Below are 21,079 nucleotides of genomic sequence, written 5' to 3' on the forward strand. Positions count from 1 at the left end.
GACGCAACGGTGGTGGTGGTGGCGGCGGTGGACGCTCTGGCGGTGGTGGTGGTGGCCGCTCAGGTGGCGGCTACGGCGGTGGCGGTGGTTACGGCCGCTGATTCACCCCAGTCCAAGCACCACACCCAAGAAAACCCCGCAACCTCACGGTCTGCGGGGTTTTTTGATCACTGGCACTCCGGCACGGGGGTGGGCAAAGGTTGCTGCGCGTAAAACGCTCGCAAATTGGCCATGGTCAGATCGGACATGGCGCGCCGAGTCTCCTCGGTGTGGCTGCCAATGTGCGGTGTGAGCACGACCTGGTGCAAACTGCGCCATTCCGCAGAGACGCGGGGCTCATCCCAAAACACATCCAAGCCCGCCCCGGCAATGGTTTTGTTTTTCAAAGCCTGCAACAAAGCCTCGGGATTGACCACAGACCCACGCGCAATGTTCACCAAATAGCCCTTGGGTCCCAGGTTTTGCAACACCGCCTCATTGACCAAGTTCTGGGTCGCCGGGCCTCCGGGGGTCGCCACCACCAAAAAGTCGACCTCTGACGCCAACGCCTCGACCGACTCATGAAAGCGATACGACACGTCTGTTTTAGGTGAACGACTGCAATAGCTGATTTGCATGTCAAAAGCCGCCGCCCGCTGCGCAATGGCGCGGCCAATGCGCCCCATGCCCAAGATGCCAAGACGCGACCCCGAGAGGCGACGGGTCATGCCAAATGATCCGACCACCCAATCCCCGTTGCGCACAAAACGATCCGCTTGTGGGATGCGGCGCGAGACCGACAGCATCAGCCCCAGCGCCAAGTCGGCCACATCAGCCGTCATGGTGCCCGGGGTGTGGGTCACCACCACGCCACGCTCTCTCGCGGCATCCAGGTCGATGCCGTCATAGCCCACCCCACACAGCGCAATCAGCTTGACCTGGGGCAGCATGCTCAGCAAGGCTTTGTCGACCTTGGACTCGCTGCCGGTGCCCACCAATGCAGTGACCTTGCCCAAGGCCAATGGGTCGACGATGTGCGTATGGTCGTGCACGATGTAATCCTCTTGCTGCATGGCCTGCATCAAGAAAGCCGGAATTTGAGAGACCTGCATGAGGTGTTGTGTCATTGTTTTTCTCCTACCTGATGAATAGCGCCAACGCGGGTACAACACCGACTCTAACGCGACATTGGCTAACATCGTGCCATGAACGAAGGCCTCCCTACTCTTGATCTCCACGCCAGCGTGGCCACCCTGACCTTGCGCCGCCCCGCGCAGCGCAACAGCTTGACCGATGACGACCTGCACACCCTGATGGCGCATTTCGACACCGTCAACCACAACCCAGCCATTCAGGTGTTGGTTGTGCGTGCAGACACCCAGGGTCAAGCCAAGCCCGTGTTCAGTGCGGGCTACCACGTGGGTGGGTTTGACAACGACGTGATGGCCCCCTTGTTTTTTGAAAAAATCCCGCAAGCTCTTGAAGCTTTGCGTCCCATCACGCTTTGTGCGCTCAACGGCAGTGTCTACGGTGGCGCCACCGATTTGGTGTTGGCGTGTGACCTGCGCGTGGGCTTGCGCGGCATGTCGTGGCGCATGCCCGCTTGCGCACTGGGCTTGCATTACTACCCCAGTGGATTACGGCGCTACGTCAGCCGTTTGGGCTTGAACGCGAGCAAACGCGCGTTTCTTTTGGGACAGTCCTTGCCGTTTGAAGACCTGCAGCCGCTGGGCCTGTTTGAAGCCTTGGTTGACGCCGAGCACTTCGACGCTGAAGTGACCCAATGTGTCAACACCCTCACCGCCATGGCCCCGCTGGCCTTGCAGGCCACCAAACAGAGCTTGAACGAGGTGGCTGCCGGCATGTACTGTGAACCCGTGCTCCAAGAGCGCGCCCGCCAATCGGTGCACAGCGCCGACTTTGTCGAAGGCCGGGCGGCGTTTGCCGAGCGGCGTCCCGCCAAGTTCACCGGCCGTTGAAGGAACGTCCATGACCACCCTCACCCACACTTTGCAACAGTGGATGGACCAAGAGGCAGAGGCTCGCCGCCTGATGCTGCCCCATGGCGTCACGCCACTGGACGATGTGCGGTCACGCACAGGGCTGGAGCTTATTCAAGGCATGCTGAAAGGTCACACCCGCCCTGCCCCTTTTTCGAAGTTGCTGGATTTTTTGCTGGTTGAAGCCAGCTCTGGCCAGGTGGCCTTTCAAGGCGCACCGCAGGCTGATTTCTTCAACCCCATGGGCACCGTGCATGGGGGCTGGTTTGCCACCCTGCTCGACTCGGCCATGGGATGCGCGGTGCACACCCTGTTGCCTGCTGGCCGGGGCTACACCACCACCGGCTTGAGCGTGAACTTGGTCAAAGCCCTCACACCCAAAGTGCAACGCGTGCGCGCCATCGGCAAAGTGCTGCACAGCGGGCGTCAGATGGCTTCGGCTGAAGCCAGCTTGGTTGGGCCGGACGGCACGCTCTACGCCCACGCCACATCCACCTGTTTGATTTTTGACTTGCCAGGAGCACCCCCACCATGAGACTTCTTCACACCATGCTGCGCGTGGGCGACATGCAACGCTCGATCGACTTTTACACCCACGCCATGGGCATGGCGTTGCTGCGCACCACCCAACGCCCCGACCAACACTACGACCTCGCCTTTGTGGGCTACGGCGGCAACCCCGACCAAGCGGAAATCGAGTTGACCTACAACTACGGCGTCACGTCTTACGACTTAGGCACCGCCTACGGCCACATTGCGATCGGCGTGTCGGACATCCGCGCCACCTGCGACAAAATTCGCCAGGCCGGTGGCACCATCACGCGTGAGCCAGGCGCCGTCAAAGGCGGCAACACCCTGATTGCCTTTGTGCAAGACCCAGACGGCTACAAGATCGAATTGATCGAACGCGCAGACATGTAAAACGCTGAAATGCCACCACAGTGGCACATGAAAAAAGGGCCTTGCGGCCCTTTTTTGTTTGAGGTGATGCGTTGACCGCGATCAGCCCTTTTTCGCGTAGGCCGAGCACCAGCCCTTGCCAGCCACTTGCTTGCCGGCAAACAAGGGGCAACCACCGGCTGCAGCGCCAGCAGCGCCTTGGAACAGTGCGCAGTTGCTGCATACCTGACCTGCGGCGTATTTGGGGTACTTGGCTTTGTCGACCTTGGTGGCATCGGCCTTGTAGCCCAAACCTGCAGCTTGGGCATCAGATTCGGCCACCATGGCTTGCGCTTGGGCAGCCGAGGCAAAGGCGGCCACGCCGGTGGCAGCCACAGTCTGCAACATGAAAACACGGCGGTTGGTGGGGGTCTTGAATGCGTTGTTCATAGAGATCTTCGAATAGATAACCAGAAGATGCTGGCAGGCGGTATTTTAGCGGGTATACCCGGGTCCACCCTGACTTTGGATCTTGACTCTAGGGGTTCAGATTTGGGCAGCAGGCCGCTGCAACAACACTTCGGCCTGCGCGAGCGCGTCCAGGGTGTCCACATCCAGCACAGCCCCACGGTCTGACACCTCCAAGCGCCATGCACCACGCTGCGCCACAACAGAGCGCGCGCCCTCGTCGCCCTGCAAGGCCTGCAAAGCGACGCCACAGCTGGCGTCAAACCCCACCGGATGACCTTTTTCACCTTGGTACCAGGGCACCACCACCGGGTGCTGCTGCAGCGCCTGCGCCACGGCCAACAAGGTGGTGGGCTGCACCAAGGGCAAGTCTGCCGGCAAGATCAACCAGCCGCCCGCATGGGCCGTGGCTGCCACGCCACAGGCAATGCTGTCGCCCATGCCGGCTTGCGCCAAGTGCTGCGTGTGTTCGCGCTCCACGATGTGCCAGGGCAAACCACTGGCTTGCACGCTGCGCAACACATGGTCGCGCACCCTTAACCCCGCCAACGGCGCATCGAGCTTGTCCATTGAAGCCCCGGAGGCTTTGAAGCGCTCACCTCGCCCTGCGGCCAAGAGGATCACCACCACCGACGGGGCATCGCTGCTCACAGGCTGCACAGGGTCTCGGTGGGGGCTGCAGCGCTGGCCGCTGCATGGGCCACGTTTTTCACCTGCACGATTTCGGCCACGATGGACACCGCAATCTCAGCTGGGGTTTGCGCGCCAATGCGCAAACCCACCGGCCCATGCAAACGCGCCAGGGCCTCAGGCGACAAGTCAAAGTGTTCGGCCAAGCGTTTTTTGCGCGCCTCTTGGTTGCGCCGCGAACCGAGGGCACCGATGTAAAACGCATTCGAGTTCAAAGCCTCCATCAAGGCCATGTCGTCGAGCTTGGGGTCGTGGGTGAGCGCCACGATGGCGGTGTGCGCATCGGGCGCCAACTGCTGCACCACATCGTCGGGCATGCCCAGCACGCGGGTCACGCCCTCAATGCCGAGCGTGGCGGCGTACTCTTCGCGTGGGTCGCACACCAGCACCTCAAAGTCGAGCAAGCTGGCCATCTGTGCCACGGCTTGGCTGAGTTGCCCGGCTCCAATCAACAGCAAGCGCCAACGCGGGCCAAACAAGGTGGTCAAGCGGGTGCCGTCAAATTCCAACGTGTCGGTGCGCTGGGCGTCACGCAGCGTCACGTGGCCGGTGGCCAAAGTCAAGGTGCGCGCCACCAGCTGGTGGGCCGCTGTGCGTGCCAATACGTCTTGAATCCACTGCACATCGGTGATGGGTTCTTGCACCAAACGCAGCGTGCCACCGCAGGGCAGGCCAAAACGTGCAGCTTCTTCTTTGCTCACGCCATAGGCCACCATCGACGGGTGCGACAGGCTGTCGTACTCACCGGCTTTGATGCGGGCAATCAAATCATCTTCCACACAACCGCCTGACACCGAGCCACTCACCACCCCATCGTCGCGCACTGCCAGCAAGGCACCGGGTGGACGCGGGGCACTGCCCCAGGTCTCTACCACAGTGACCAGGGTGACACGCCGACCCGCTTGACGCCAAGCGAGCACATCACCCAACACGCGTAAGTCCAAACTTTCCATGGCAGTCTCATTTCTCTGAGTCAAATTCATCAACAAGGCCAGAGCATAAGCCGCTTGGGTAGGATGCGCAGTGGGCCTTGCCCTCACCCGGACCTTTGAGCTGTCACCTATGAAACAAATCGCCGACCTTCGCAAAAGCTATGAACGCGCCGAACTCAACGAATCGGCCTCTGCCGCCGACCCGATGCAGCAGTTTGACCTGTGGCTCAACGAAGCCATTCAATCCGAGTTGCCAGAGCCCAACGCCATGACCTTGGCCACCGTAGGCGGCGACTTGCGCCCCAGCACACGCGTGGTGTTGATCAAAGGCTACGACGCACGCGGCATTGTGTGGTTCACCAACTACCAAAGCCGCAAAGGCCAGCAAATCGCGGGCAACCCCTTTGCTGCGCTGCAATTCCATTGGGTCGAGTTGGAGCGTGTGGTGCGCATCGAAGGTCGGGTGGAGAAAGTCAGCGACACCGAGAGCGACACCTACTTTCACAGCCGCCCGCTCGACTCGCGTCTTGGTGCCTGGGCCAGCCCGCAAAGCCAGGTGATCGACGGGCGCGGCACCCTGGTGGCCAATGCCGCCAAGTACGGCGCTCAGTTTTTGCTGCAACCACCCCGCCCGCCGCACTGGGGGGGCTACCGCTTGGTGCCTGACCAGTGGGAGTTTTGGCAAGGCCGCAAAAGCCGTTTGCACGACCGCCTGCGCTACCGGCTCCACCCCAGCGCCAGCAGCAGCGACGCCGCCAGCTGGGTGCGCGAGCGTTTGGCCCCTTAAAAACTAGCTTGCAAGCCCAGCTTCACACTGCGCCCGGCCAAGGGCGGGGCGTTGCTGCCCATGGTCTGGGTGAGCACCGAGGTGGACGAATACGCCAGTTGGTTCGTCAGGTTGTCGAGCTTGGCAAACAGCATCCAGCGCGTGCCAGAGGCGCGGGTTTGGTAATTCACCCCCGCGTTCCATAGGGTGTAGCCAGCGGTGGTGACATCGCTCGCCTGCGGCACACGGTGTTGGGCACCGGCGTGCGTGAAGCCAAAGCGCGCGCCCCATGCCTGATGCGCCCACACCCAATCAGCCCCCACCCGCACAGGCGCGATGCGCGGCAGGGGGCGGTTGTGCGTCAAGTCGTCCGCGCGCACCACATCGGCACGCAAAGCCAAATCCATGGCGCCCTGGCTGCCGTCTGGGCTCCACAAGGCTTGGCTGCCCCCCACCATGCGCCAAGAGGCGCTGGACTCCAGCCCCACCAAGCGCGCACGCACGCCCTCTAAGGCGTAGATGGGCAAGTTGTAAGTCGCATCGTGGCTTCCCGTTGCCTGCTGCGACAGGTAATTGGCAAAGTCCGACACAAACCCCGTCACCGAGGCTTTGTGCGGCCCGTTCTTCCACTCGCCGCCGAGATCCCATTGCGTCGCACGCTCCAAGTCGCTCTGGGCGTTGCCGACTTCAAACGTGCCAGTGGCCGTGTGCGGCCCATTGGCAAACAACTCGTGGTCTTTGGGTGCGCGCTGGCTCCAACTGAGGTGACTGCTGAATTGCCAACCGTTTTGCGCTTCACCCTGGCGCAGAGTGCGCATGCCGCCCAAGGCCACACTGAACGGGCTGAAGCGTTTGTCCACCCCGGTGGTTTGGTTGCGCACAGCCACCGACTCGGCGCGTGCCCCGGCACTGAGCTGGCCCCAGTCGGTGCTGAGCACTTGGTGGGTGAACAGCGCGTTGCCGAGGGTGCGACTGGGCGGCACAAAGGCCTCGTCGCCTTGCACGGCCAACTGGTTGCCCTCGCGCTGCACGCCCAGCACGCCTTGCAGCTGCATGCCGTTGACCCAGCGTTGGGCATAGGGTGTGGCCTCCAAGCGCAGCTCGTGCCCCCCATTGTCAAAACGCGTTCCGGTCGCAGCACCCGGGTATTCGGTGTGGCTGTAGCGGGTGTGGCCCCATTGAAACTTGAGTGCTTGCAGCAGACCTGCCGCATCACGCCACTGCCCCTCCATCACCTGGTGGCGGCGCAGCATGCCAATGGTCACATCCGATTCGGCCACCGTGCCGTAGGTGCTGCGGTATTCACTGGCCGACAGCCCCAAATACCCACGGGCAAACAGCAACGTGCCCCCAACCGCCGAGCCTTGGGTGTCGCTGGCCGAGTTGCAGACCCGCCGCTGCGTGGTGGTCACGCCGTTGACGGTGCAGTCCATGGCCTTTGGCACCGACAGGTTGCGTGTGCGGCGGTCAAACGCATCCACATGCAGCACCCAGCGGTCGTTGCCCGTCTCAACCAGGGCACCGCTGCTGCGCTCTTGGGCAGCACCGCCCGCGCGCAGTTCGGCCTTGCCCAACACACCCCCTTGGGCGTCAAACGTGGGCTCACGGGCAATGCGGTTGTCGATCACGTTCACCACGCCGCCCACGGCACTGCTGCCGTACAACAAGGTGGCGGGCCCTCGCAGCACCTCGATGCGTTCGGTCATGAGGGGGTCGATCGGCACCGCATGGTCAAAGCTCAAGCCTGACACGTCCATGTTGGCGCCACTGTTTTGCAAGATGCGGATGCGGTCCCCGTCCAAGCCCCGAATCACAGGCCGGCCCACATTGGGGCCGAACGAGCTGTTGGCCATACCCGGCAAGTTGTCGAGCGTTTCACCCAAGGTGCTGCCTTGGCGCTGCGCCAACGCTGCGCCAGAGAGTTGCTGCACGGGGGTCGCCAAGCCTGCGTTGCTCAGGGGCTGGGCAGTGATGGTGACTTCTTGCATTGGGGTGGTGAACGTTGCCGGCGGTGCGCCAGATTGGGATTGCGCCCACACGGCGCTGAGGCTGGCCCATGTGGCCACCGCCACAGCGCTGCGTTGAAAAAACAAATTCATGGAGAAGTGTTCCGCTGAAAAGAAATGACCACGCGGCGGCACACAGCCACACGCGCGAAGACGACAGGTCAGTTCAAAACAGCGGGCGGCGCACGGGCCGAGAAAAAACGCGCGTGCAAGGCCAGGCGCTCACGCACCCGCCAGCGCAGCCATACCTTCGGCACGGCCAAGGCCAACACCCCACACAAGGCAAGGCCCAGCGCGTCGTGACACAACTGGTCGTAGAGCTGGCAGTCGGCTGTGGATTTGTGGTCACCAAACACCCAGCCCCAAGGCGCTGGGGTGGCCGCAGGGGACACGGCAGCTTCGGCTTGGCTGCCCTCGGCCAGGGCCAGCGCATGGCCAGGGCCCACACTGGGGGGATGGACAAAGCGGTGTGCCAGCCCCAACGATTGCGCCAGCAGCACGAGCAAAGCCAAGACCAACAGGCCTTGACGCGCACACGCCTGCAAGCGCCAACGTTCAAGCATCGCGCACCTTGTCTGAAAAGGTGTGCAAAAACTTCTGCACCTTGGGGGCCACCACAAAGGCGCAATAGCCTTGGTTGGGGTGGTTGGCAAAGTAGTCTTGGTGGTAGTCCTCGGCCATCCAGTAATTGCTCAGCGGCAGCAATTCGGTCACCACACGACCTGCGTGGTGAGGGTTGACCTCATCCAGCACCTGCTGCGCCACCGCACGATCGGCCTCGTCATCCCAGTAAATACCGCTGCGGTATTGCGTGCCGACATCGTTGCCTTGGCGGTTCAAGGTGGTGGGGTCGTGGATGACAAAGAAGATTTCCAACAACTCACGCAGGCTGATCTGGCTGGGGTCATAGCTGATTTGCACCACCTCGTTGTGCCCGGTGTTGCCCGTGCACACCTGCTCGTAGCTGGGGTTGAGCACATGCCCATTGCTGTAGCCAGAAACCACCTTCAACACGCCTTGGACGCGCAGAAATACGGCCTCGGTGCACCAAAAGCAACCGCCCCCCAGGGTGATGACCTTGGAAGACGAGGACGAGGAGGACGTGGTGGGTGTGGAACTCATGGGTCGTCATCATATGATGTCCAGCCATGGATGCTCTGCTTGCCCTCAAACCTTTCTTGACCCAACTGGTCTTGCCCGCGGCCAGTGGACCGCTGCTGATGGCGGCCTTGATGGCATGGGCTTGGCGGCGCAGCGTGAGCAGGCGCCAACTTTCTATTCACCTTCCCATGACCGGGGGTGTGCTGGCTTGTGCCGGGCTTTGGTTGCTCAGTTGCCCTGCGGTGGCCTTGTGGCTGTCTGTGCATGCGCTGCCCCAAGTCAGCCCCACCACGCCAGAGGTGTTGCGTCAAACCCAGGTGCAGGCCATCGTGGTGCTGGGAGGTGGCGTCGAACACCTATCGCCCGAATACGGCGGCCCCAACCTGCCGCCCGACAGCATGGCGCGCTTGCTTTACGGCATGCACTTGGCCCAGGCCACCCCATTGCCTTTGGCCTACAGCGGTGGTGTGGGCTGGGGAGGTCAGCAGGGTCAAACGCCGGAAGCGCAAGTCGCCGCCCAAGTGCTGGCCCGTTGGCATGGACCGGCTTTGCGCTGGCAAGAAGACCAGTCGCGCGACACCCAAGAGAACGCGCGCATGACCGCCCAGTTGCTGCAGCGTGATGGCATCACCCACGTGGCGCTGGTCACCCACGCTTGGCACATGCCGCGCAGCGTGCGGCAGTTTGAGGCGGCCGGGCTGCAAGTCACACCGGCGCCCATGGGCTACATCCACAGCGACATGCACCCTGTGTTGCAGTGGTTACCTCATGCCCAGGCCCTGCGCGACAGCGGCTGGCTGATCAAGGAGTGGCTGGGGCTGCGTTTGACATGAGCCCGTCAACCTGACCACAACCGATACTTTTAGGTGACTCGGGGTATATTACTAACCAACGAGTCATTAGAAACATGTCTTCACTCCACGAAACAACCCTTCAGCGTCCAGAGCCTCTGCACAAGCGGGAACGGCGCAAACAAGCGCGTCCGGGTGAGTTGTTGGACGCGGCCCTGTGCTTGTTCGTCGAAAAGGGGTTTGCCGCCACACGGGTTGAAGAAGTGGCTTTGCATGCCGGGGTGTCCAAGGGCACCTTGTTTTTGTACTTTCCCACCAAAGAAGACCTCTTCAAAGCGGTGGTTCACGAGAACATTGTCAAACTGTTTCCGGCTTGGAACGAAGAGTTCAACAACTTTGTCGGCAGCAGTGGCGACATGCTGCGCTTTGCCATGGTGACTTGGTGGAACCAGATGGGCAACACACCGGCGAGCGGCATTGTGAAGTTGGTCATGAGCGAAGCCAAAAATTTCCCGGACATTGCCGCGTTTTACCAAGAAGAAGTGATTCATCCAGGCCATGCCTTGCTGCGCCAAATCTTGGCACGGGGCGTGTCCAGCGGCGAGTTTCGGGCCTTGGACTTGGACCAAGCGGTTTACACCGTGGTCGCCCCGATGATTTTTTTGATGATGTGGAAACATTCCATGGGCGCATGCGCCGCATCCGCAGACATCGTCGATCCCGAACGGTTCATCCACACGCAAGTCGACGTGCTGTTGCACGGTTTGACAACAACCCCCTCTTTGTGAGCTGTCCATGCGCCTCCTCAAACCTCGTTGGATCGTGATTGCCCTTGTGGTGCTGGCCTTGGTGGTCGGGGTGTGGCGTGCCCTGTCGGCACGCCAGCAACAAAAAGAGGCAGCGGCCACACCGACGCCCGCCATCAACCAAATTGAATTGGCCGCGCAAGATGTCTGGACACTTCAGACCCAAGAGATCACCCAAACTCTGGCGCTTTCTGGCACGGTCAAAGCCTTGAACTACGCCATCATCAAAGCCCAGGTGGCCGGTCAGTTGAAAGAGTTCAGTGTGCGTGAGGGCGATGTGGTCAAGGCCGGCCAAGTGCTCGCGCGCATCGACCCCACGGAATACCAACGCCGTTGGCAGCAAGCCAAAGACCAAGCGGATGCGGCCAAATCTCAAATGGAAATCGCCAAGCGACAGTGGGACACCAACCAAGCCTTGGTGGACCAGGGCTTCATCGCCAAAACCGCGCTGGACAACTCCTTGGCCTCTTACCAAGGCGCCGTGGCCACCCACCAAGCGGCCATCGCCGGCGCAGCAGTGGCGCGCAAAACGCTCGATGACGCGGTGCTTTACGCCCCCTTCTCGGGGGTGGTGGCACTGCGGGCGGCCCAAGCGGGCGAACGGGTGAGTGTGGACACCAAGGTGTTGGAGTTGGTGGACCTGAGCCAACTTGAAGTGGAAGTGCCCTTGAGCCCCAGCGACTCGGTCGACGTGCGTGTGGGCCAAGTGGCCCAGTTGCAAGTGGAAGACCGACCGGAGCTGGTCAGCGCCAAAGTCCAACGCATCAGCCCCAGCGCCCAAGCGGGCAGTCGCAGCGTCTTGGTCTACTTGGCCATTCAGCAACCCGCCGGTTTGCGTCATGGTTTGTTTGCCAAAGGCAGCTTGAACCTGCAACAGCGTCGGCTGCTGTCGGTGCCACTGTCGGCCGTGCGCACCGATCGGGCCCGCCCCTACCTGCAAGTGCTGGAGACCGTGGGCAGCCAAGTGCGAGTGGCGCACCCAGTGGTCAGCTTGGGGCTGCGCGGCACACAAGCCGGCGACAGCCAGACTTGGGTGGGTGTTGAAGGCATTGCGTCAGGCACCCAAGTCCTCAAAGGCCATGTGGGTGCCTTGCGCGAAGGTGTGGCTGTGAAGTTCACCTCACCCGCCGCGCCAGCCACAGCCGCCTCCAGCAGCACCCGCTGACAACGCCATGTGGTTCACTCGCGTCAGTTTGAAAAACCCGGTCTTCGCGACCATGGTGATGTTGGCCTTTGTGGTGCTGGGCTTTTTCTCTTACCAGCGGCTGCAAATTGACCAGTTTCCCAATGTCGACTTTCCAGTCGTGGTCATCACCACCGAATACCCGGGTGCCTCGCCAGAGATCGTGGAGAGTGAGGTCAGCAAAAAAATCGAAGAAGGCGTCAATTCCATCGCTGGCATCAACGCGCTGACCTCGCGCAGCTACGAAGGCATGTCGGTGGTGGTGGTGGAGTTTCAACTCCACATCGATGGCCGCAAAGGTGCCGACGATGTGCGGGAAAAAGTTGCCAACATCCGCCCCACCCTGCGCAGCGATGTGAAAGAGCCCAAGGTCTTGCGCTTTGACCCGGCCAGCCGAGCCATTTGGTCGCTGGCCGTGTTGCCTGCCCAACCGTCAGACGGCAGCCCTGAGTCGGCCACGGCAGCCGTTGAGTTGACCAACTGGGCCGATCAAGTCCTCAAAAAGCGTCTGGAAAATGTGCGTGGTGTGGGTGCTGTCACCATCGTGGGCGGCACCAAGCGTGAGCTCAACCTCTACCTCAACCCACAAGCCATGGAATCCTTGGGGGTGAGCGCCGACCAAGTGGTCAACGCCGTGCGCACCGAAAGCCAAGACCAACCCGTGGGTGCGCTGCGGTCCTTGCAACAAGACCGGGTCATCCAAGTCGAGGGCCGCATGTTGCGCCCCGAAGACTTTGGGAAAATCATCGTCGCCCGCCGTGGCAACACCCCCATTCGCTTGTCGCAAGTCGCACGCGTGGCAGACGGCGCCCAAGAAGTGGAAAGCCTCGCGCTGTACAACGGCCAACGCACGCTGTTGATGACGGTGCAAAAAGCCCAAGACGAAAACACCATCGACGTGATCGATGGCCTCACCCAGACGCTGGAAGAAGTCCGGCCCTTGTTGCCCCCTGGTGTGCGCTTGGAACCGGTACAAGACAGTGCACGTCCGATCCGCGTGGCCGTCAACAACGTGCGCCAAACCCTGATCGAGGGGGCGCTGCTGACGGTGCTGATCGTCTTCTTGTTCTTGAACTCGTGGCGCTCCACCGTCATCACCGGACTGACCTTGCCGATTGCCATCATCGGCACCTTTTTGTTCATGTACATGCTGGGCTTCACCGTCAACATGATCACGCTGATGGCGCTGTCTTTGTGCGTGGGCTTGTTGATTGACGACGCCATCGTGGTGCGCGAAAACATCGTGCGCCATGTGCAAATGGGCAAAACCCCCTACCAAGCCGCCTTGGACGGCACCGAAGAAATTGGGCTGGCCGTGATGGCCACCACGCTGTCGATCGTGGCGGTGTTTTTACCCATTGGCTTCATGGGCGGCATCATCGGTAAGTTTTTCCACCAGTTTGGCCTGACCATCGTGGCGGCCGTGTTGATCTCGATGTTCGTGAGCTTCACGCTCGACCCCATGCTGTCGTCCGTCTGGCACGACCCCACCATCCATGCCCATGGGCAGCACGGCCATGCCAACCTCTACGATCGCACGCTGGGACGCGTGACGGCCTGGTTTGAGCGCAGCACCGACCGTTTGAGCGAGGTCTACCAACGCATCTTGCATTGGGCTTTGCACCACCCCAAAGCCACCGTGGGTTTGGCTGTTGCCACCTTTGTCAGCAGCATCTTCATGGTGCCCTTGCTGGGGACCGAGTTTGTGCCCAAGGCTGACTTCTCTGAAACCTATGTGAACTTCTACACCCCCGTGGGCTCGTCGCTCGAAGCCACCGAGGCCAAAGCCCAGCAGGTGGAGGCCATCATCCGGGAGTTTCCTGAAGTTCGCTACACCGTGGCCACCCTCAACACCGGTTCGGCCAACGGCAAAATTTACGCCGCACTGTACGTGCGCTTGGTGGAGCGCCGCTTGCGTCAACGCACCGTCGACGACATGTCCGCCGTGTTGCGCGAGCGCTTGCAACACGTGCCGGGCATCACCGTCACCCATGCAGGCTTGCTCGACACCATGGGCGGCAACAAGCAAATTGAGTTTTCTTTGATGGGCACCGATTTGCGCGAACTCGAACGTCTGACCCAGCAGGTGATGGATGCGGTACGCCCCATCCCAGGGCTGGTCGACCTTGACTCCAGCATCAAGCCCGACAAGCCCACGGTGCAAGTCAAAGTCCAAGCCGAAGCGGCCAGTGATTTGGGCCTGTCACTGGGCAGCATCAGCAGCCAGTTGCGCACCTTGGTGGCGGGCCAAACCGTCACCAACTGGCGCGCTGCCGACGACCAAACCTACGATGTGAATGTGCGATTGGACCCGCGTGCCCGCACCCGCTTGCAAGACCTCGAGCGCCTCCCCTTGCCCTTGAACACCGCCGCCGACGGCAGCACACGGGTGGCACGGCTCAACCAAGTGGCCCAAGTGGTGGAGGGCACGGGCTCCAACCAAATCAACCGGCGCGATTTGAAGCGCGAGGTCGCCATCAATGCCAACGTCTACAACCGCTCCTCGGGCGAGGTGTCCAACGACATCCGTCAGGTGATGCAAGGCATCGCCTTGCCGCCCGGCTACAAGTTTCAATTTGGCGGCTCCACCAAGAGCATGCAAGAGTCGTTTGACTATGCCATCTCGGCACTCGTCTTGGCGGTGGTCTTCATTTACATGATTTTGGCCAGCCAGTTCAAAAGCTTTTTGCAACCCATGGCGCTCATGACGGCCCTGCCCTTGACGCTGATTGGCGTGGTGCTGGCCTTGCTGATGTTTGGCTCGTCCTTGTCGATGTTTTCCGTCATTGGCATGGTCATGTTGATGGGCTTGGTGACCAAGAACGCCATTTTGTTGGTCGACTTCGCCATCCGTGCGCGCGAAGACCAGCTGCTGCCCGACGGGTCGATCCAAGCCGGCTTGTCGCGCAACGACGCCTTGTTGCTGGCGGCACGCGTGCGCTTGCGCCCGATTTTGATGACCACCTTGGCCATGATTTTTGGCATGGTGCCCCTGGCGTTTGCCATCTCCGAAGGCTCAGAGCAACGCGCGCCCATGGGGCAAGCGGTGATGGGTGGCGTGATCACCTCGTCGCTGCTGACTTTGGTGGTCGTGCCGGTGGTGTATGGCTACATGGATGATCTGGCGCAATGGTTGCAACGACTTTGGGGATCTGCGCCCCAGGATGCACCCGCTGACCGCTAAAATTTGAAGCTTGGGGCTTGGCTGCCCCGTCAGATGAATTTGGAGTATTGAGATGAACCCAGAACAAGCCCGCTTCAACATGGTGGAGCAACAAATCCGCCCTTGGCAGGTGCTGGACAAGGCGGCGCTCCAGGTGCTGTCCAAGTTGCCACGTGAATTGTTTGTCCCCCAGGCCTACCAAGCCTTGGCCTACACCGACACCGAGATCCCTCTGGGGCACGGCCAAACCATGGTGCCGCCCCGCATCGATGCGCGTTTGATGCACGACCTGCTCTTGAACGGCAGCGAGAAGGTGCTGGAAATAGGCACCGGCAGCGGCTACCTCAGCGCCTTGTTGGCCGGCCGCGCGCAGCGCGTCATCAGCTTGGAAATCAACCCCGACTTGGCCCGCACGGCACGTGCCAATTTGCAGCGCGCTGGCGTGACCAACGTGGACGTGCGCGTGGCAGACGGCAGCCTGGGTAGCGCAGCAGATGCGCCTTTTGACGCCATCGTGTTGGGCGGCTCGGTGGCCGAAGTGCCCCAAGCCTTGTTGCAGCAGCTCAAGGTCGGCGGTCACCTGTTGGCCATCGTGGGCTCAGACCCTGTGATGTGCGCCACACGGTTCACCCGCACGGCAGACCTGACCTGGCAAAGCAAAGTTCTTTGGGACAGCGCAGTGCCTCGCTTGCAAGGCTTTGCTGAGCCCACCCGCTTTCACTTTTAAGCCCAGCCCATGATCGATCAAATTCAACCCGCACAGCTCGCGGCTTGGGCGACACAACATGCCGCACAGGGTCCCACCGTGGTGTTGGATGTGCGTGAGCCTTGGGAAGTCCAAACGGCTTGTGTGGTCGCCAAAGACTTTGAGTTGCTCACCATCCCCATGAGCACCGTCCCTGTGCGCTTGCAAGACCTGCCCCGCGAGCGCCCGATTGCCTGCCTGTGCCACCACGGCGCGCGCAGCATGCAAGTGGCGATGTTTTTAGCCCAGCAAGGCTTTGACACCGTGGCCAACATCACGGGCGGCATCAACGCCTGGTCCTCGCAAGTCGACCCCACTGTGCCCACGTATTGAATTTTGAAAGAACCGCATGCTGCCCACCCGCTCTTTGTCCAACTCTGTGACCCGCGCCATGTTCCGCGCCCTGCCTTTGGCAGCCGCCCTGGCATTTGCTTTTGCATCGGGCGCGCAAGCCCAAAGTTTGGTCGAGCTGTATGACGCAGCGCGCGGCCATGACGCCAGCTACATGTCGGCCAAGTCCTTGTACGAGGCCAACTTGGCCAAGGCCAACCAGACCTTGGGCGGCATCTTGCCCAACATCGCGCTGTCTGCCTCTGCCTCTCGCACCTATTTCAACTACAGGCCTGACGAACCGACCAGCACGGTGATGGCCAGCGAGCGCTATTACGGCACGGGTTCAGTAGCCGTCACTTTGACCCAACCCCTGTACCGCCCTGCCGTTTGGTACACCTACAAACAAGGCGGTCCCTTGCTGCAGCAAGCCGCAGCCCAATACGAAGCGGCCGAGCAAGACCTGTTGGTGCGGGTTTCACAATCCTACTTTGATGTGCTCACCAGCGAAGACAGCCTGGAGTTGGTGCAAGCCCAAAAGAAAGCCGTGGGCGAGCAACTGGCCTCGGCCAAACGCAACTTTGAAGTGGGCACCACCACCATCACCGGTGTGCGCGATGCCCAAGCCCGCTTTGACCTGACCACGGCCCAAGAAATTGCCGCCGACAACGATGTGCGCATCAAACGCCTGGCGCTGGACTTGGTGGTGGGCTTGAGCAACGCCAAGCCCAAGCGCTTGACCGACAACAGCCAACTGGTCAAAGCACCCGCAGAAGACGTCAATGTGTGGGTGTCTCAGTCTGAAACGGTCAGCCCTGCGGTGCGTCAAGCGCAACTGGCCTTGGACGTGGCCTCGCTGGAGGTGAGCAAAGCGCAAGCCGGTCACAAACCCACGGTGGACGCGCAAGTCTCTTACGGTGGCATTCGCAACTTGGGGGGGAGCGCCACGCAGTCGGTGGCGTCTCATGTGTACAACCCCTCCGCAGCCGTTGTGCTCAACCTGCCAATCTTCTCGGGCTTTGCCACCGACTACCGCATCAAAGAAACCGTGTCCTTGGAGGGCAAAGCCCGCGCTGACCTGGAAGCCGCCAAGCGCAACACCGCCCAAGCCACACGCACCGCCTATTTCGGCGTGGTCTCTGGCTTGAGCCAAGTGCAGGCCTACCAAGCGGCTGAGGCGTCCAGCCAAAGCTCGTTGGACGCCAACAAACTCGGGTACTCGGTGGGTGTGAACATCAACATCGATGTCTTGAACGCGCAAAGCCAGCTCTACCAAACCAAGCGCGACTTGGCCAAAGCCCGCTACGACGTGTTGGTGGGCACCTTGAAACTGCGCCAAGCCGCAGGAACGCTGACCCCCCTGGATCTGCAACCGATCAACGCCCTGCTCAAGCCTTGAGGTAAGGCGCCAGCGCCGCTGCCGTGCGCTGCGCGGCACCGCGGTGGGCCTGGGAAAAAGCCACACACGCCGCCACATGGGCGTTTTCATCGGGCCCAAACCGCACCATCTGCAAGGCCGTGACAATGGCCTGCGCCATGTCCTCCACGCGCAAGGCGGCCCCCGCTTGTTGGGCCAACTCGGCCGCTTCGGCAAAGTTGAAGGTGTGCGGCCCCATCAGCACCGGGCAACCACACGCCGTGGCCTCGATCAGGTTTTGCCCGCCCAAAGGCGCAAAGCTGCCGCCCAACAAGGCAGCATCGGCCAAGCCGTAATACAGCGCCATCTCGCCCAAGGAATCGCCCAACCACACGGTGTTCACATCGGCTTCACCCGCAGTGTCGGGCCCATCCGCCCATTGGCTGCGGCGGGACACCTGCCAGCCGCGCGCTTGCAGCATCTGCGCCACCTCGTCAAAGCGCTGCGGGTGACGCGGCACCACCAGCCAGTGCACCGCATTCACATGTTCACGTTGGTCCAGCGGATCGTCCTTCAAGGCTTGCAAGGCGTCCAGCCAGAGCGCTTCTTCGCCCTCGCGCGAACTGGCCAGCAAAACCACCGGCCGCGTCAAGCGCTGCGCCCACACCAAAGCCTGGGCCAGTTGCTGAGGGTTGGGCTGGGCGTCGAACTTCAAATTGCCGAGCACGCCTTGGACCCGTGCCCCCAAGGTGCGCAGACGTTGGGCATCGGCCTCGGTTTGGGCCCACACCGCCGTCAACCCGGCGTAGGCTGGGCCTGACAGCCAAGACAAGCGCTGGGCTTGGCGCATGCTTTTGTCGCTCATGCGCGCATTTACCAACACCAGCGGCACCTGGGCACGTTGACAAGAAGCCACCCAGTTGGGCCACACCTCGGTCTCCAGCACAATGCCCAGCTGCGGTTTGAATTGCATCAAAAAGCGCTGCACCACAGCCGGGGTGTCCCAGGGCTGCCAAACTTGCACGTCGCCGGGCTGCAACAGGCTTTGGCCCTGAGCCCGGCCCGTGGCCGTGCCGTGGGTCAGCACGATGCGCAAGCCCGGATGTGCCAGGCGCAGGGCCTGGAGCAGCACCTCAGCCGCCCGGGTCTCACCCAGCGACACCGCATGCACCCAGACACAGCCCGCCGCGTTGGACGCTGCCGGCGCTTGCGTGTAGCGGCCAAAGCGCTCCGCCACCGCCACCCAGTAACCGGGCTCAACGCGCCCACGGCGTTGCAACTTCAGACGCAGCAACGGTTGCAGCGCCCACACCAAGCCGGTGTAGAGCCAGCGCATCACGGCGCCTGACCCCAAGGCGATTCTTGGATGGCGTCTTGCAGCCCAGGGTTGGCGCTCTGCCCTCCTGCCAAACTGGCGGATGGACCCAGCTGAGGCGGGGTGGCCACACAACGCTGCCAGGCCTGCCACACGGCATCCACCGTGGGCGTGGGGCAGTCCACCAAGGCGCATTGCCGCGTCAGCCCCACCGGACCGGTGCGCCACGCGGTGTCAAAGTTGTAGATCTGCACGTGCGGCAAATCCAAGGCCACCGCGATGTGGCTCAAACCACTGTCGACACCGATCACGCCCACGCACAGGGCCATTTCGGCGGTCAGGTCGTCCAGCGACAGACGCGGCCACACCACGGCGCCGGGCAGCATCTCGGCCAAGGCTAAGCTGCGAATGCGCTCGGCCTCGTTGCCGTGGGGCAGCGCCACATCCAAACCCATCTGCTTCAAGCGTTGGCCCAGTTCAAACCAATGGGCCAGCGGCCATTCTTTGTCGGCCCGTGAGGTGCCGTGCACCAAGACCACCCAAGGATGAATGTTCGCCTGGGAATGAGGATCGGCCGAACCCAAGCCATAGGTCACATGCGCCGGCACGGCGTAGCCCAAGGCCTGTGCACAGAGCACGCGGGCACGGTCCACCGCGTGGATGTGCGGTGTCACGCGCACGGCCACGTCGGCCACCCAGCGTGTGGGACGCTCGTAGCCAGAACCCTCGGTGCGGTTGGCCAAGGCATAGCGTTTGCCACCCGGCGTGGTGCGGGCCAACCATGCCACCAGGGCCGACTTGGTGAGGCCTTGCAGGTCCACCACAGCGTCGTAGGCTTGTTGTTGCACATCGGCTTTGAAGGCGCGCCACTCAGCACGCGTGGTGCTTGACCACGGGTCTTTGCGCCAGCGGCGCAACTCGCACGGAATCACGCGGTGCACCGCTTGGCAGCGTGCGGCCAGAGGCGCAAAGCCGCGTTCGACCACCCAGTCGATCTGCGCATTGGGAAACGCCGCTTGCATGTCCATCACCGCGGGCAGGGTGTGCACCACATCACCCAAAGACGACAGTTTGACCACCAACACCTTCAAGGGGCGCGGGTCGGGACGGGTGCGCAGGCTCAATGCGCGGCCTCCTGAAAGGCGGCATCGGGCTTGACTTGGCGCAGCAAAGCCAGCATGTCGTGTTCGATGCGGGCCAAGGCCGCAGGGGTCTGCCCCTCAAAACGCAACACCAACACAGGGGTGGTGTTGGAAGCTCGGATCAAACCAAACCCATCCACCCAGTCAATGCGCAAGCCGTCGATCACACACACCTCGGGCTGGTGCTCCGGCGAAGGCACGCCCCCAGACACCACCAACTGCTGCAGCGCAGCGCTCACGCGGTGCGGCTCGCCTTCGACGCAGCCCACATTGAGCTCAGGGGTGGAGTGGCTGGTGGGCAAGGCGTTCAAGACGGCGCTGGCGTCGGCGCTGCGGCTGACGATCTCCAGCAGGCGGCAACCGGCGTAGGTGCCGTCGTCAAAGCCATACCAGCGCTCTTTGAAAAAGATGTGGCCACTCATCTCGCCTCCCAAGGGCGAGTCGACTTCTTTCATCTTGGCTTTGATGAGCGAGTGGCCGGTTTTGAACATCAAGGCCTGACCGCCTGCATTGCGAATGGCAGGTGCCAAACGTTGCGAGCACTTGACGTCAAAGACGATGGTGCCACCCGGCACACGCGTGAGCACGTCTTGCGCAAACAAGGTCATCTGACGGTCCGGAAAAATGATCTGCCCGTCTTTGGTGACGATGCCCAAGCGGTCGCCATCGCCGTCAAACGCCAGGCCCAACTCGGCATCGGTGGTTTGCAGCGCGTGGATCACGTCGTTCAAGTTCTCCAGCTTGCTGGGGTCTGGGTGGTGGTTGGGGAAATGGCCATCGACCTCGCTGAACAACTCGATCACCTCGCAGCCCAGGGCGCGAAAGATGGCCGGTGCGCTGGCCCCGGCAATGCCATTGCCGCAATCGACCACCACTTTCATGGGGCGGCTCAAGCGGATGTCACCCACGATGCGGGCTTGGTAATCGGCGGTCACATCCACAGCTCGCACGCTGCCGCCCGTTTTCAAGGTCCAAGTTTCGGATTGCATGATCTCGCGCAGGCCTTGGATTTCATCGCCGTAAATCGCACGCCCACCCAACACCATTTTGAAGCCGTTGTAGTCCTTGGGGTTGTGGCTGCCCGTGACTTGGATGCCACTGCGGCACAAGGTGTTGGCCGCAAAGTACAGCATGGGCGTGGTGACCGCGCCAACGTCGATGACGTCCATCCCTGTTTCGACCAAACCACGCACCAGGGCTTCCACCAAGGACGGCCCACTCAAGCGGCCATCCCGACCCACGGCCACCACCGTTTCGCCACAGGCTTGGGCATGGGTGCCAAAAGCGCGGCCCAAGGCATGGGCTACGTCGACGTTGAGGGTGCTGGGCACGACACCACGGATGTCGTAGGCTTTGAAAATAGAAGGATGGACTTGCATGAAGGTGATTGTAGAGAGGGGGGGTGATGTTCGAGAGTTGTGCTTCA

General features: G+C 61.9%; 22 protein-coding genes. 12 read left to right on the forward strand and 10 right to left on the reverse strand.

Annotated features, from left to right (window positions below):
- Nucleotides 1–213: hypothetical protein (locus tag ACKWJN_RS14005; RefSeq protein ID WP_408597879.1), on the forward strand; the 213-nt coding region annotated here is incomplete at its 5' end.
- On the opposite strand, the gene ACKWJN_RS14010 is transcribed toward ACKWJN_RS14005, so the two are convergent.
- The gene (locus ACKWJN_RS14010; protein WP_408597881.1) at nucleotides 168–1,106 is read right to left on the reverse strand and encodes a 2-hydroxyacid dehydrogenase; all 939 of its coding nucleotides are present in this window, start codon (nucleotides 1,104–1,106) and stop codon (nucleotides 168–170) included. The two genes, ACKWJN_RS14005 and ACKWJN_RS14010, sit on opposite strands and share 46 nt — an antisense overlap.
- A gap of 78 nt (nucleotides 1,107–1,184) precedes the next feature.
- Between ACKWJN_RS14010 and ACKWJN_RS14015 the strand changes: the two genes are divergently transcribed.
- From ACKWJN_RS14015 to gloA, 3 genes are read left to right on the forward strand one after another with little or no spacing between them, the layout of a single operon-like run.
- Nucleotides 1,185–1,958, forward strand: coding sequence for an enoyl-CoA hydratase/isomerase family protein (locus tag ACKWJN_RS14015; protein WP_408597883.1), 774 nt, complete (start codon nucleotides 1,185–1,187; stop codon nucleotides 1,956–1,958).
- A 10-nt stretch (nucleotides 1,959–1,968) separates the two neighbouring features.
- Nucleotides 1,969–2,514 carry a PaaI family thioesterase gene (locus ACKWJN_RS14020; protein ID WP_408597885.1) on the forward strand — a complete coding sequence of 182 codons (546 nt, stop codon included), beginning with the start codon at nucleotides 1,969–1,971 and terminating at the stop codon, nucleotides 2,512–2,514.
- Entirely contained in the window at nucleotides 2,511–2,900 is a 390-nt protein-coding gene (gene gloA, locus ACKWJN_RS14025) for a lactoylglutathione lyase (RefSeq protein WP_408597887.1), read from the forward strand. Before ACKWJN_RS14020 ends, gloA begins: the two co-directional genes overlap by 4 nt.
- A gap of 81 nt (nucleotides 2,901–2,981) precedes the next feature.
- Here gloA and ACKWJN_RS14030 read toward each other — a convergent pair whose 3' ends face one another.
- The 3 genes from ACKWJN_RS14030 to ACKWJN_RS14040 all read right to left on the reverse strand — a co-directional run bounded on the left by ACKWJN_RS14030 (nucleotide 2,982) and on the right by ACKWJN_RS14040 (nucleotide 4,969).
- Nucleotides 2,982–3,266: a high-potential iron-sulfur protein gene (locus tag ACKWJN_RS14030; RefSeq protein WP_408597958.1), complete on the reverse strand. Its 285-nt coding sequence runs from the start codon at nucleotides 3,264–3,266 to the stop codon at nucleotides 2,982–2,984.
- A 138-nt stretch (nucleotides 3,267–3,404) separates the two neighbouring features.
- The gene (locus ACKWJN_RS14035; RefSeq protein ID WP_408597889.1) at nucleotides 3,405–3,977 is read right to left on the reverse strand and encodes an NTP transferase domain-containing protein; all 573 of its coding nucleotides are present in this window, start codon (nucleotides 3,975–3,977) and stop codon (nucleotides 3,405–3,407) included.
- Nucleotides 3,974–4,969 (reverse strand): XdhC family protein, encoded by a 996-nt coding sequence (locus ACKWJN_RS14040; protein WP_408597891.1) that lies wholly within the window; start codon nucleotides 4,967–4,969, stop codon nucleotides 3,974–3,976. The genes ACKWJN_RS14035 and ACKWJN_RS14040 overlap by 4 nt, the downstream gene beginning before the upstream one ends.
- Before the next feature lie 109 nt (nucleotides 4,970–5,078).
- On the opposite strand from ACKWJN_RS14040, the gene pdxH reads away from it, so the two are divergent.
- Nucleotides 5,079–5,735: a pyridoxamine 5'-phosphate oxidase gene (gene pdxH, locus ACKWJN_RS14045; protein ID WP_408597893.1), complete on the forward strand. Its 657-nt coding sequence runs from the start codon at nucleotides 5,079–5,081 to the stop codon at nucleotides 5,733–5,735.
- Here pdxH and ACKWJN_RS14050 read toward each other — a convergent pair.
- The 3 genes from ACKWJN_RS14050 to msrA all read right to left on the reverse strand — a co-directional run bounded on the left by ACKWJN_RS14050 (nucleotide 5,732) and on the right by msrA (nucleotide 8,842).
- Nucleotides 5,732–7,813, reverse strand: a complete 2,082-nt coding sequence (locus ACKWJN_RS14050; protein WP_408597895.1) for a TonB-dependent receptor — start codon at nucleotides 7,811–7,813, stop codon at nucleotides 5,732–5,734. The genes pdxH and ACKWJN_RS14050 overlap by 4 nt on opposite strands.
- 68 nt (nucleotides 7,814–7,881) lie before the next feature.
- The gene (locus tag ACKWJN_RS14055) at nucleotides 7,882–8,283 is read right to left on the reverse strand and encodes a hypothetical protein (protein ID WP_408597897.1); all 402 of its coding nucleotides are present in this window, start codon (nucleotides 8,281–8,283) and stop codon (nucleotides 7,882–7,884) included.
- Complete coding sequence (gene msrA, locus ACKWJN_RS14060; RefSeq protein WP_408597899.1) at nucleotides 8,276–8,842, reverse strand: peptide-methionine (S)-S-oxide reductase MsrA; 567 nt, start codon at nucleotides 8,840–8,842, stop codon at nucleotides 8,276–8,278. The genes ACKWJN_RS14055 and msrA overlap by 8 nt, the downstream gene beginning before the upstream one ends.
- Nucleotides 8,843–8,868: 26 nt before the next feature.
- Here msrA and ACKWJN_RS14065 point away from each other — a divergent pair, with 26 nt between their 5' ends.
- The 7 genes from ACKWJN_RS14065 (at nucleotide 8,869) to ACKWJN_RS14095 (ending at nucleotide 17,238) form a co-directional block, all read left to right on the forward strand.
- Entirely contained in the window at nucleotides 8,869–9,654 is a 786-nt protein-coding gene (locus ACKWJN_RS14065) for a YdcF family protein (protein ID WP_408597900.1), read from the forward strand.
- A 74-nt stretch (nucleotides 9,655–9,728) separates the two neighbouring features.
- Nucleotides 9,729–10,400, forward strand: coding sequence for a TetR family transcriptional regulator (locus tag ACKWJN_RS14070; protein WP_408597901.1), 672 nt, complete (start codon nucleotides 9,729–9,731; stop codon nucleotides 10,398–10,400).
- Between the two features lie 7 nt (nucleotides 10,401–10,407).
- Nucleotides 10,408–11,583: an efflux RND transporter periplasmic adaptor subunit gene (locus ACKWJN_RS14075; protein WP_408597903.1), complete on the forward strand. Its 1,176-nt coding sequence runs from the start codon at nucleotides 10,408–10,410 to the stop codon at nucleotides 11,581–11,583.
- 7 nt (nucleotides 11,584–11,590) lie between these two features.
- The gene (locus ACKWJN_RS14080; protein WP_408597905.1) at nucleotides 11,591–14,785 is read left to right on the forward strand and encodes an efflux RND transporter permease subunit; all 3,195 of its coding nucleotides are present in this window, start codon (nucleotides 11,591–11,593) and stop codon (nucleotides 14,783–14,785) included.
- Nucleotides 14,786–14,837: 52 nt separating this feature from the next.
- The gene (locus ACKWJN_RS14085) at nucleotides 14,838–15,491 is read left to right on the forward strand and encodes a protein-L-isoaspartate O-methyltransferase family protein (RefSeq protein ID WP_408597907.1); all 654 of its coding nucleotides are present in this window, start codon (nucleotides 14,838–14,840) and stop codon (nucleotides 15,489–15,491) included.
- Nucleotides 15,492–15,500: 9 nt separating this feature from the next.
- Nucleotides 15,501–15,842, forward strand: coding sequence for a rhodanese-like domain-containing protein (locus ACKWJN_RS14090; RefSeq protein ID WP_408597909.1), 342 nt, complete (start codon nucleotides 15,501–15,503; stop codon nucleotides 15,840–15,842).
- A 16-nt stretch (nucleotides 15,843–15,858) separates the two neighbouring features.
- Complete coding sequence (locus tag ACKWJN_RS14095) at nucleotides 15,859–17,238, forward strand: TolC family outer membrane protein (RefSeq protein ID WP_408597911.1); 1,380 nt, start codon at nucleotides 15,859–15,861, stop codon at nucleotides 17,236–17,238.
- Here ACKWJN_RS14095 and ACKWJN_RS14100 read toward each other — a convergent pair.
- From ACKWJN_RS14100 to ACKWJN_RS14110, 3 genes are read right to left on the reverse strand one after another with little or no spacing between them, the layout of a single operon-like run.
- Nucleotides 17,228–18,532 carry a 3-deoxy-D-manno-octulosonic acid transferase gene (locus tag ACKWJN_RS14100; RefSeq protein WP_408597913.1) on the reverse strand — a complete coding sequence of 435 codons (1,305 nt, stop codon included), beginning with the start codon at nucleotides 18,530–18,532 and terminating at the stop codon, nucleotides 17,228–17,230. The two genes, ACKWJN_RS14095 and ACKWJN_RS14100, sit on opposite strands and share 11 nt — an antisense overlap.
- Nucleotides 18,532–19,635: a lipopolysaccharide heptosyltransferase I gene (gene waaC, locus ACKWJN_RS14105; RefSeq protein WP_408597915.1), complete on the reverse strand. Its 1,104-nt coding sequence runs from the start codon at nucleotides 19,633–19,635 to the stop codon at nucleotides 18,532–18,534. Before waaC ends, ACKWJN_RS14100 begins: the two co-directional genes overlap by 1 nt.
- Complete coding sequence (locus ACKWJN_RS14110; protein WP_408597917.1) at nucleotides 19,632–21,032, reverse strand: phosphomannomutase/phosphoglucomutase; 1,401 nt, start codon at nucleotides 21,030–21,032, stop codon at nucleotides 19,632–19,634. The genes waaC and ACKWJN_RS14110 overlap by 4 nt, the downstream gene beginning before the upstream one ends.
- Between the last annotated feature and the right edge of the window lie 47 nt (nucleotides 21,033–21,079).

This window comes from Limnohabitans sp. (assembly GCF_046052825.1).
Lineage (GTDB): Bacteria > Pseudomonadota > Gammaproteobacteria > Burkholderiales > Burkholderiaceae_C > Limnohabitans.

What these genes read in the sequence shown, in the direction of transcription:
- ACKWJN_RS14085 (WP_408597907.1), top strand. Translation starts at nt 14,838, where the DNA reads ATGAACCCAGAACAAGCCCGCTTCAACATGGTGGAGCAACAAATCCGC.
- ACKWJN_RS14110 (WP_408597917.1), bottom strand. Translation starts at nt 21,032, where the DNA reads ATGCAAGTCCATCCTTCTATTTTCAAAGCCTACGACATCCGTGGTGTC.
- ACKWJN_RS14080 (WP_408597905.1), top strand. Translation starts at nt 11,591, where the DNA reads ATGTGGTTCACTCGCGTCAGTTTGAAAAACCCGGTCTTCGCGACCATG.
- pdxH (WP_408597893.1), top strand. Translation starts at nt 5,079, where the DNA reads ATGAAACAAATCGCCGACCTTCGCAAAAGCTATGAACGCGCCGAACTC.
- ACKWJN_RS14015 (WP_408597883.1), top strand. Translation starts at nt 1,185, where the DNA reads ATGAACGAAGGCCTCCCTACTCTTGATCTCCACGCCAGCGTGGCCACC.
- ACKWJN_RS14030 (WP_408597958.1), bottom strand. Translation starts at nt 3,266, where the DNA reads ATGTTGCAGACTGTGGCTGCCACCGGCGTGGCCGCCTTTGCCTCGGCT.
- ACKWJN_RS14090 (WP_408597909.1), top strand. Translation starts at nt 15,501, where the DNA reads ATGATCGATCAAATTCAACCCGCACAGCTCGCGGCTTGGGCGACACAA.
- ACKWJN_RS14100 (WP_408597913.1), bottom strand. Translation starts at nt 18,532, where the DNA reads ATGCGCTGGCTCTACACCGGCTTGGTGTGGGCGCTGCAACCGTTGCTG.
- ACKWJN_RS14070 (WP_408597901.1), top strand. Translation starts at nt 9,729, where the DNA reads ATGTCTTCACTCCACGAAACAACCCTTCAGCGTCCAGAGCCTCTGCAC.
- ACKWJN_RS14020 (WP_408597885.1), top strand. Translation starts at nt 1,969, where the DNA reads ATGACCACCCTCACCCACACTTTGCAACAGTGGATGGACCAAGAGGCA.
- ACKWJN_RS14055 (WP_408597897.1), bottom strand. Translation starts at nt 8,283, where the DNA reads ATGCTTGAACGTTGGCGCTTGCAGGCGTGTGCGCGTCAAGGCCTGTTG.
- ACKWJN_RS14010 (WP_408597881.1), bottom strand. Translation starts at nt 1,106, where the DNA reads ATGACACAACACCTCATGCAGGTCTCTCAAATTCCGGCTTTCTTGATG.
- ACKWJN_RS14095 (WP_408597911.1), top strand. Translation starts at nt 15,859, where the DNA reads ATGCTGCCCACCCGCTCTTTGTCCAACTCTGTGACCCGCGCCATGTTC.
- ACKWJN_RS14075 (WP_408597903.1), top strand. Translation starts at nt 10,408, where the DNA reads ATGCGCCTCCTCAAACCTCGTTGGATCGTGATTGCCCTTGTGGTGCTG.
- ACKWJN_RS14065 (WP_408597900.1), top strand. Translation starts at nt 8,869, where the DNA reads ATGGATGCTCTGCTTGCCCTCAAACCTTTCTTGACCCAACTGGTCTTG.
- msrA (WP_408597899.1), bottom strand. Translation starts at nt 8,842, where the DNA reads ATGAGTTCCACACCCACCACGTCCTCCTCGTCCTCGTCTTCCAAGGTC.
- gloA (WP_408597887.1), top strand. Translation starts at nt 2,511, where the DNA reads ATGAGACTTCTTCACACCATGCTGCGCGTGGGCGACATGCAACGCTCG.
- ACKWJN_RS14040 (WP_408597891.1), bottom strand. Translation starts at nt 4,969, where the DNA reads ATGGAAAGTTTGGACTTACGCGTGTTGGGTGATGTGCTCGCTTGGCGT.
- ACKWJN_RS14050 (WP_408597895.1), bottom strand. Translation starts at nt 7,813, where the DNA reads ATGAATTTGTTTTTTCAACGCAGCGCTGTGGCGGTGGCCACATGGGCC.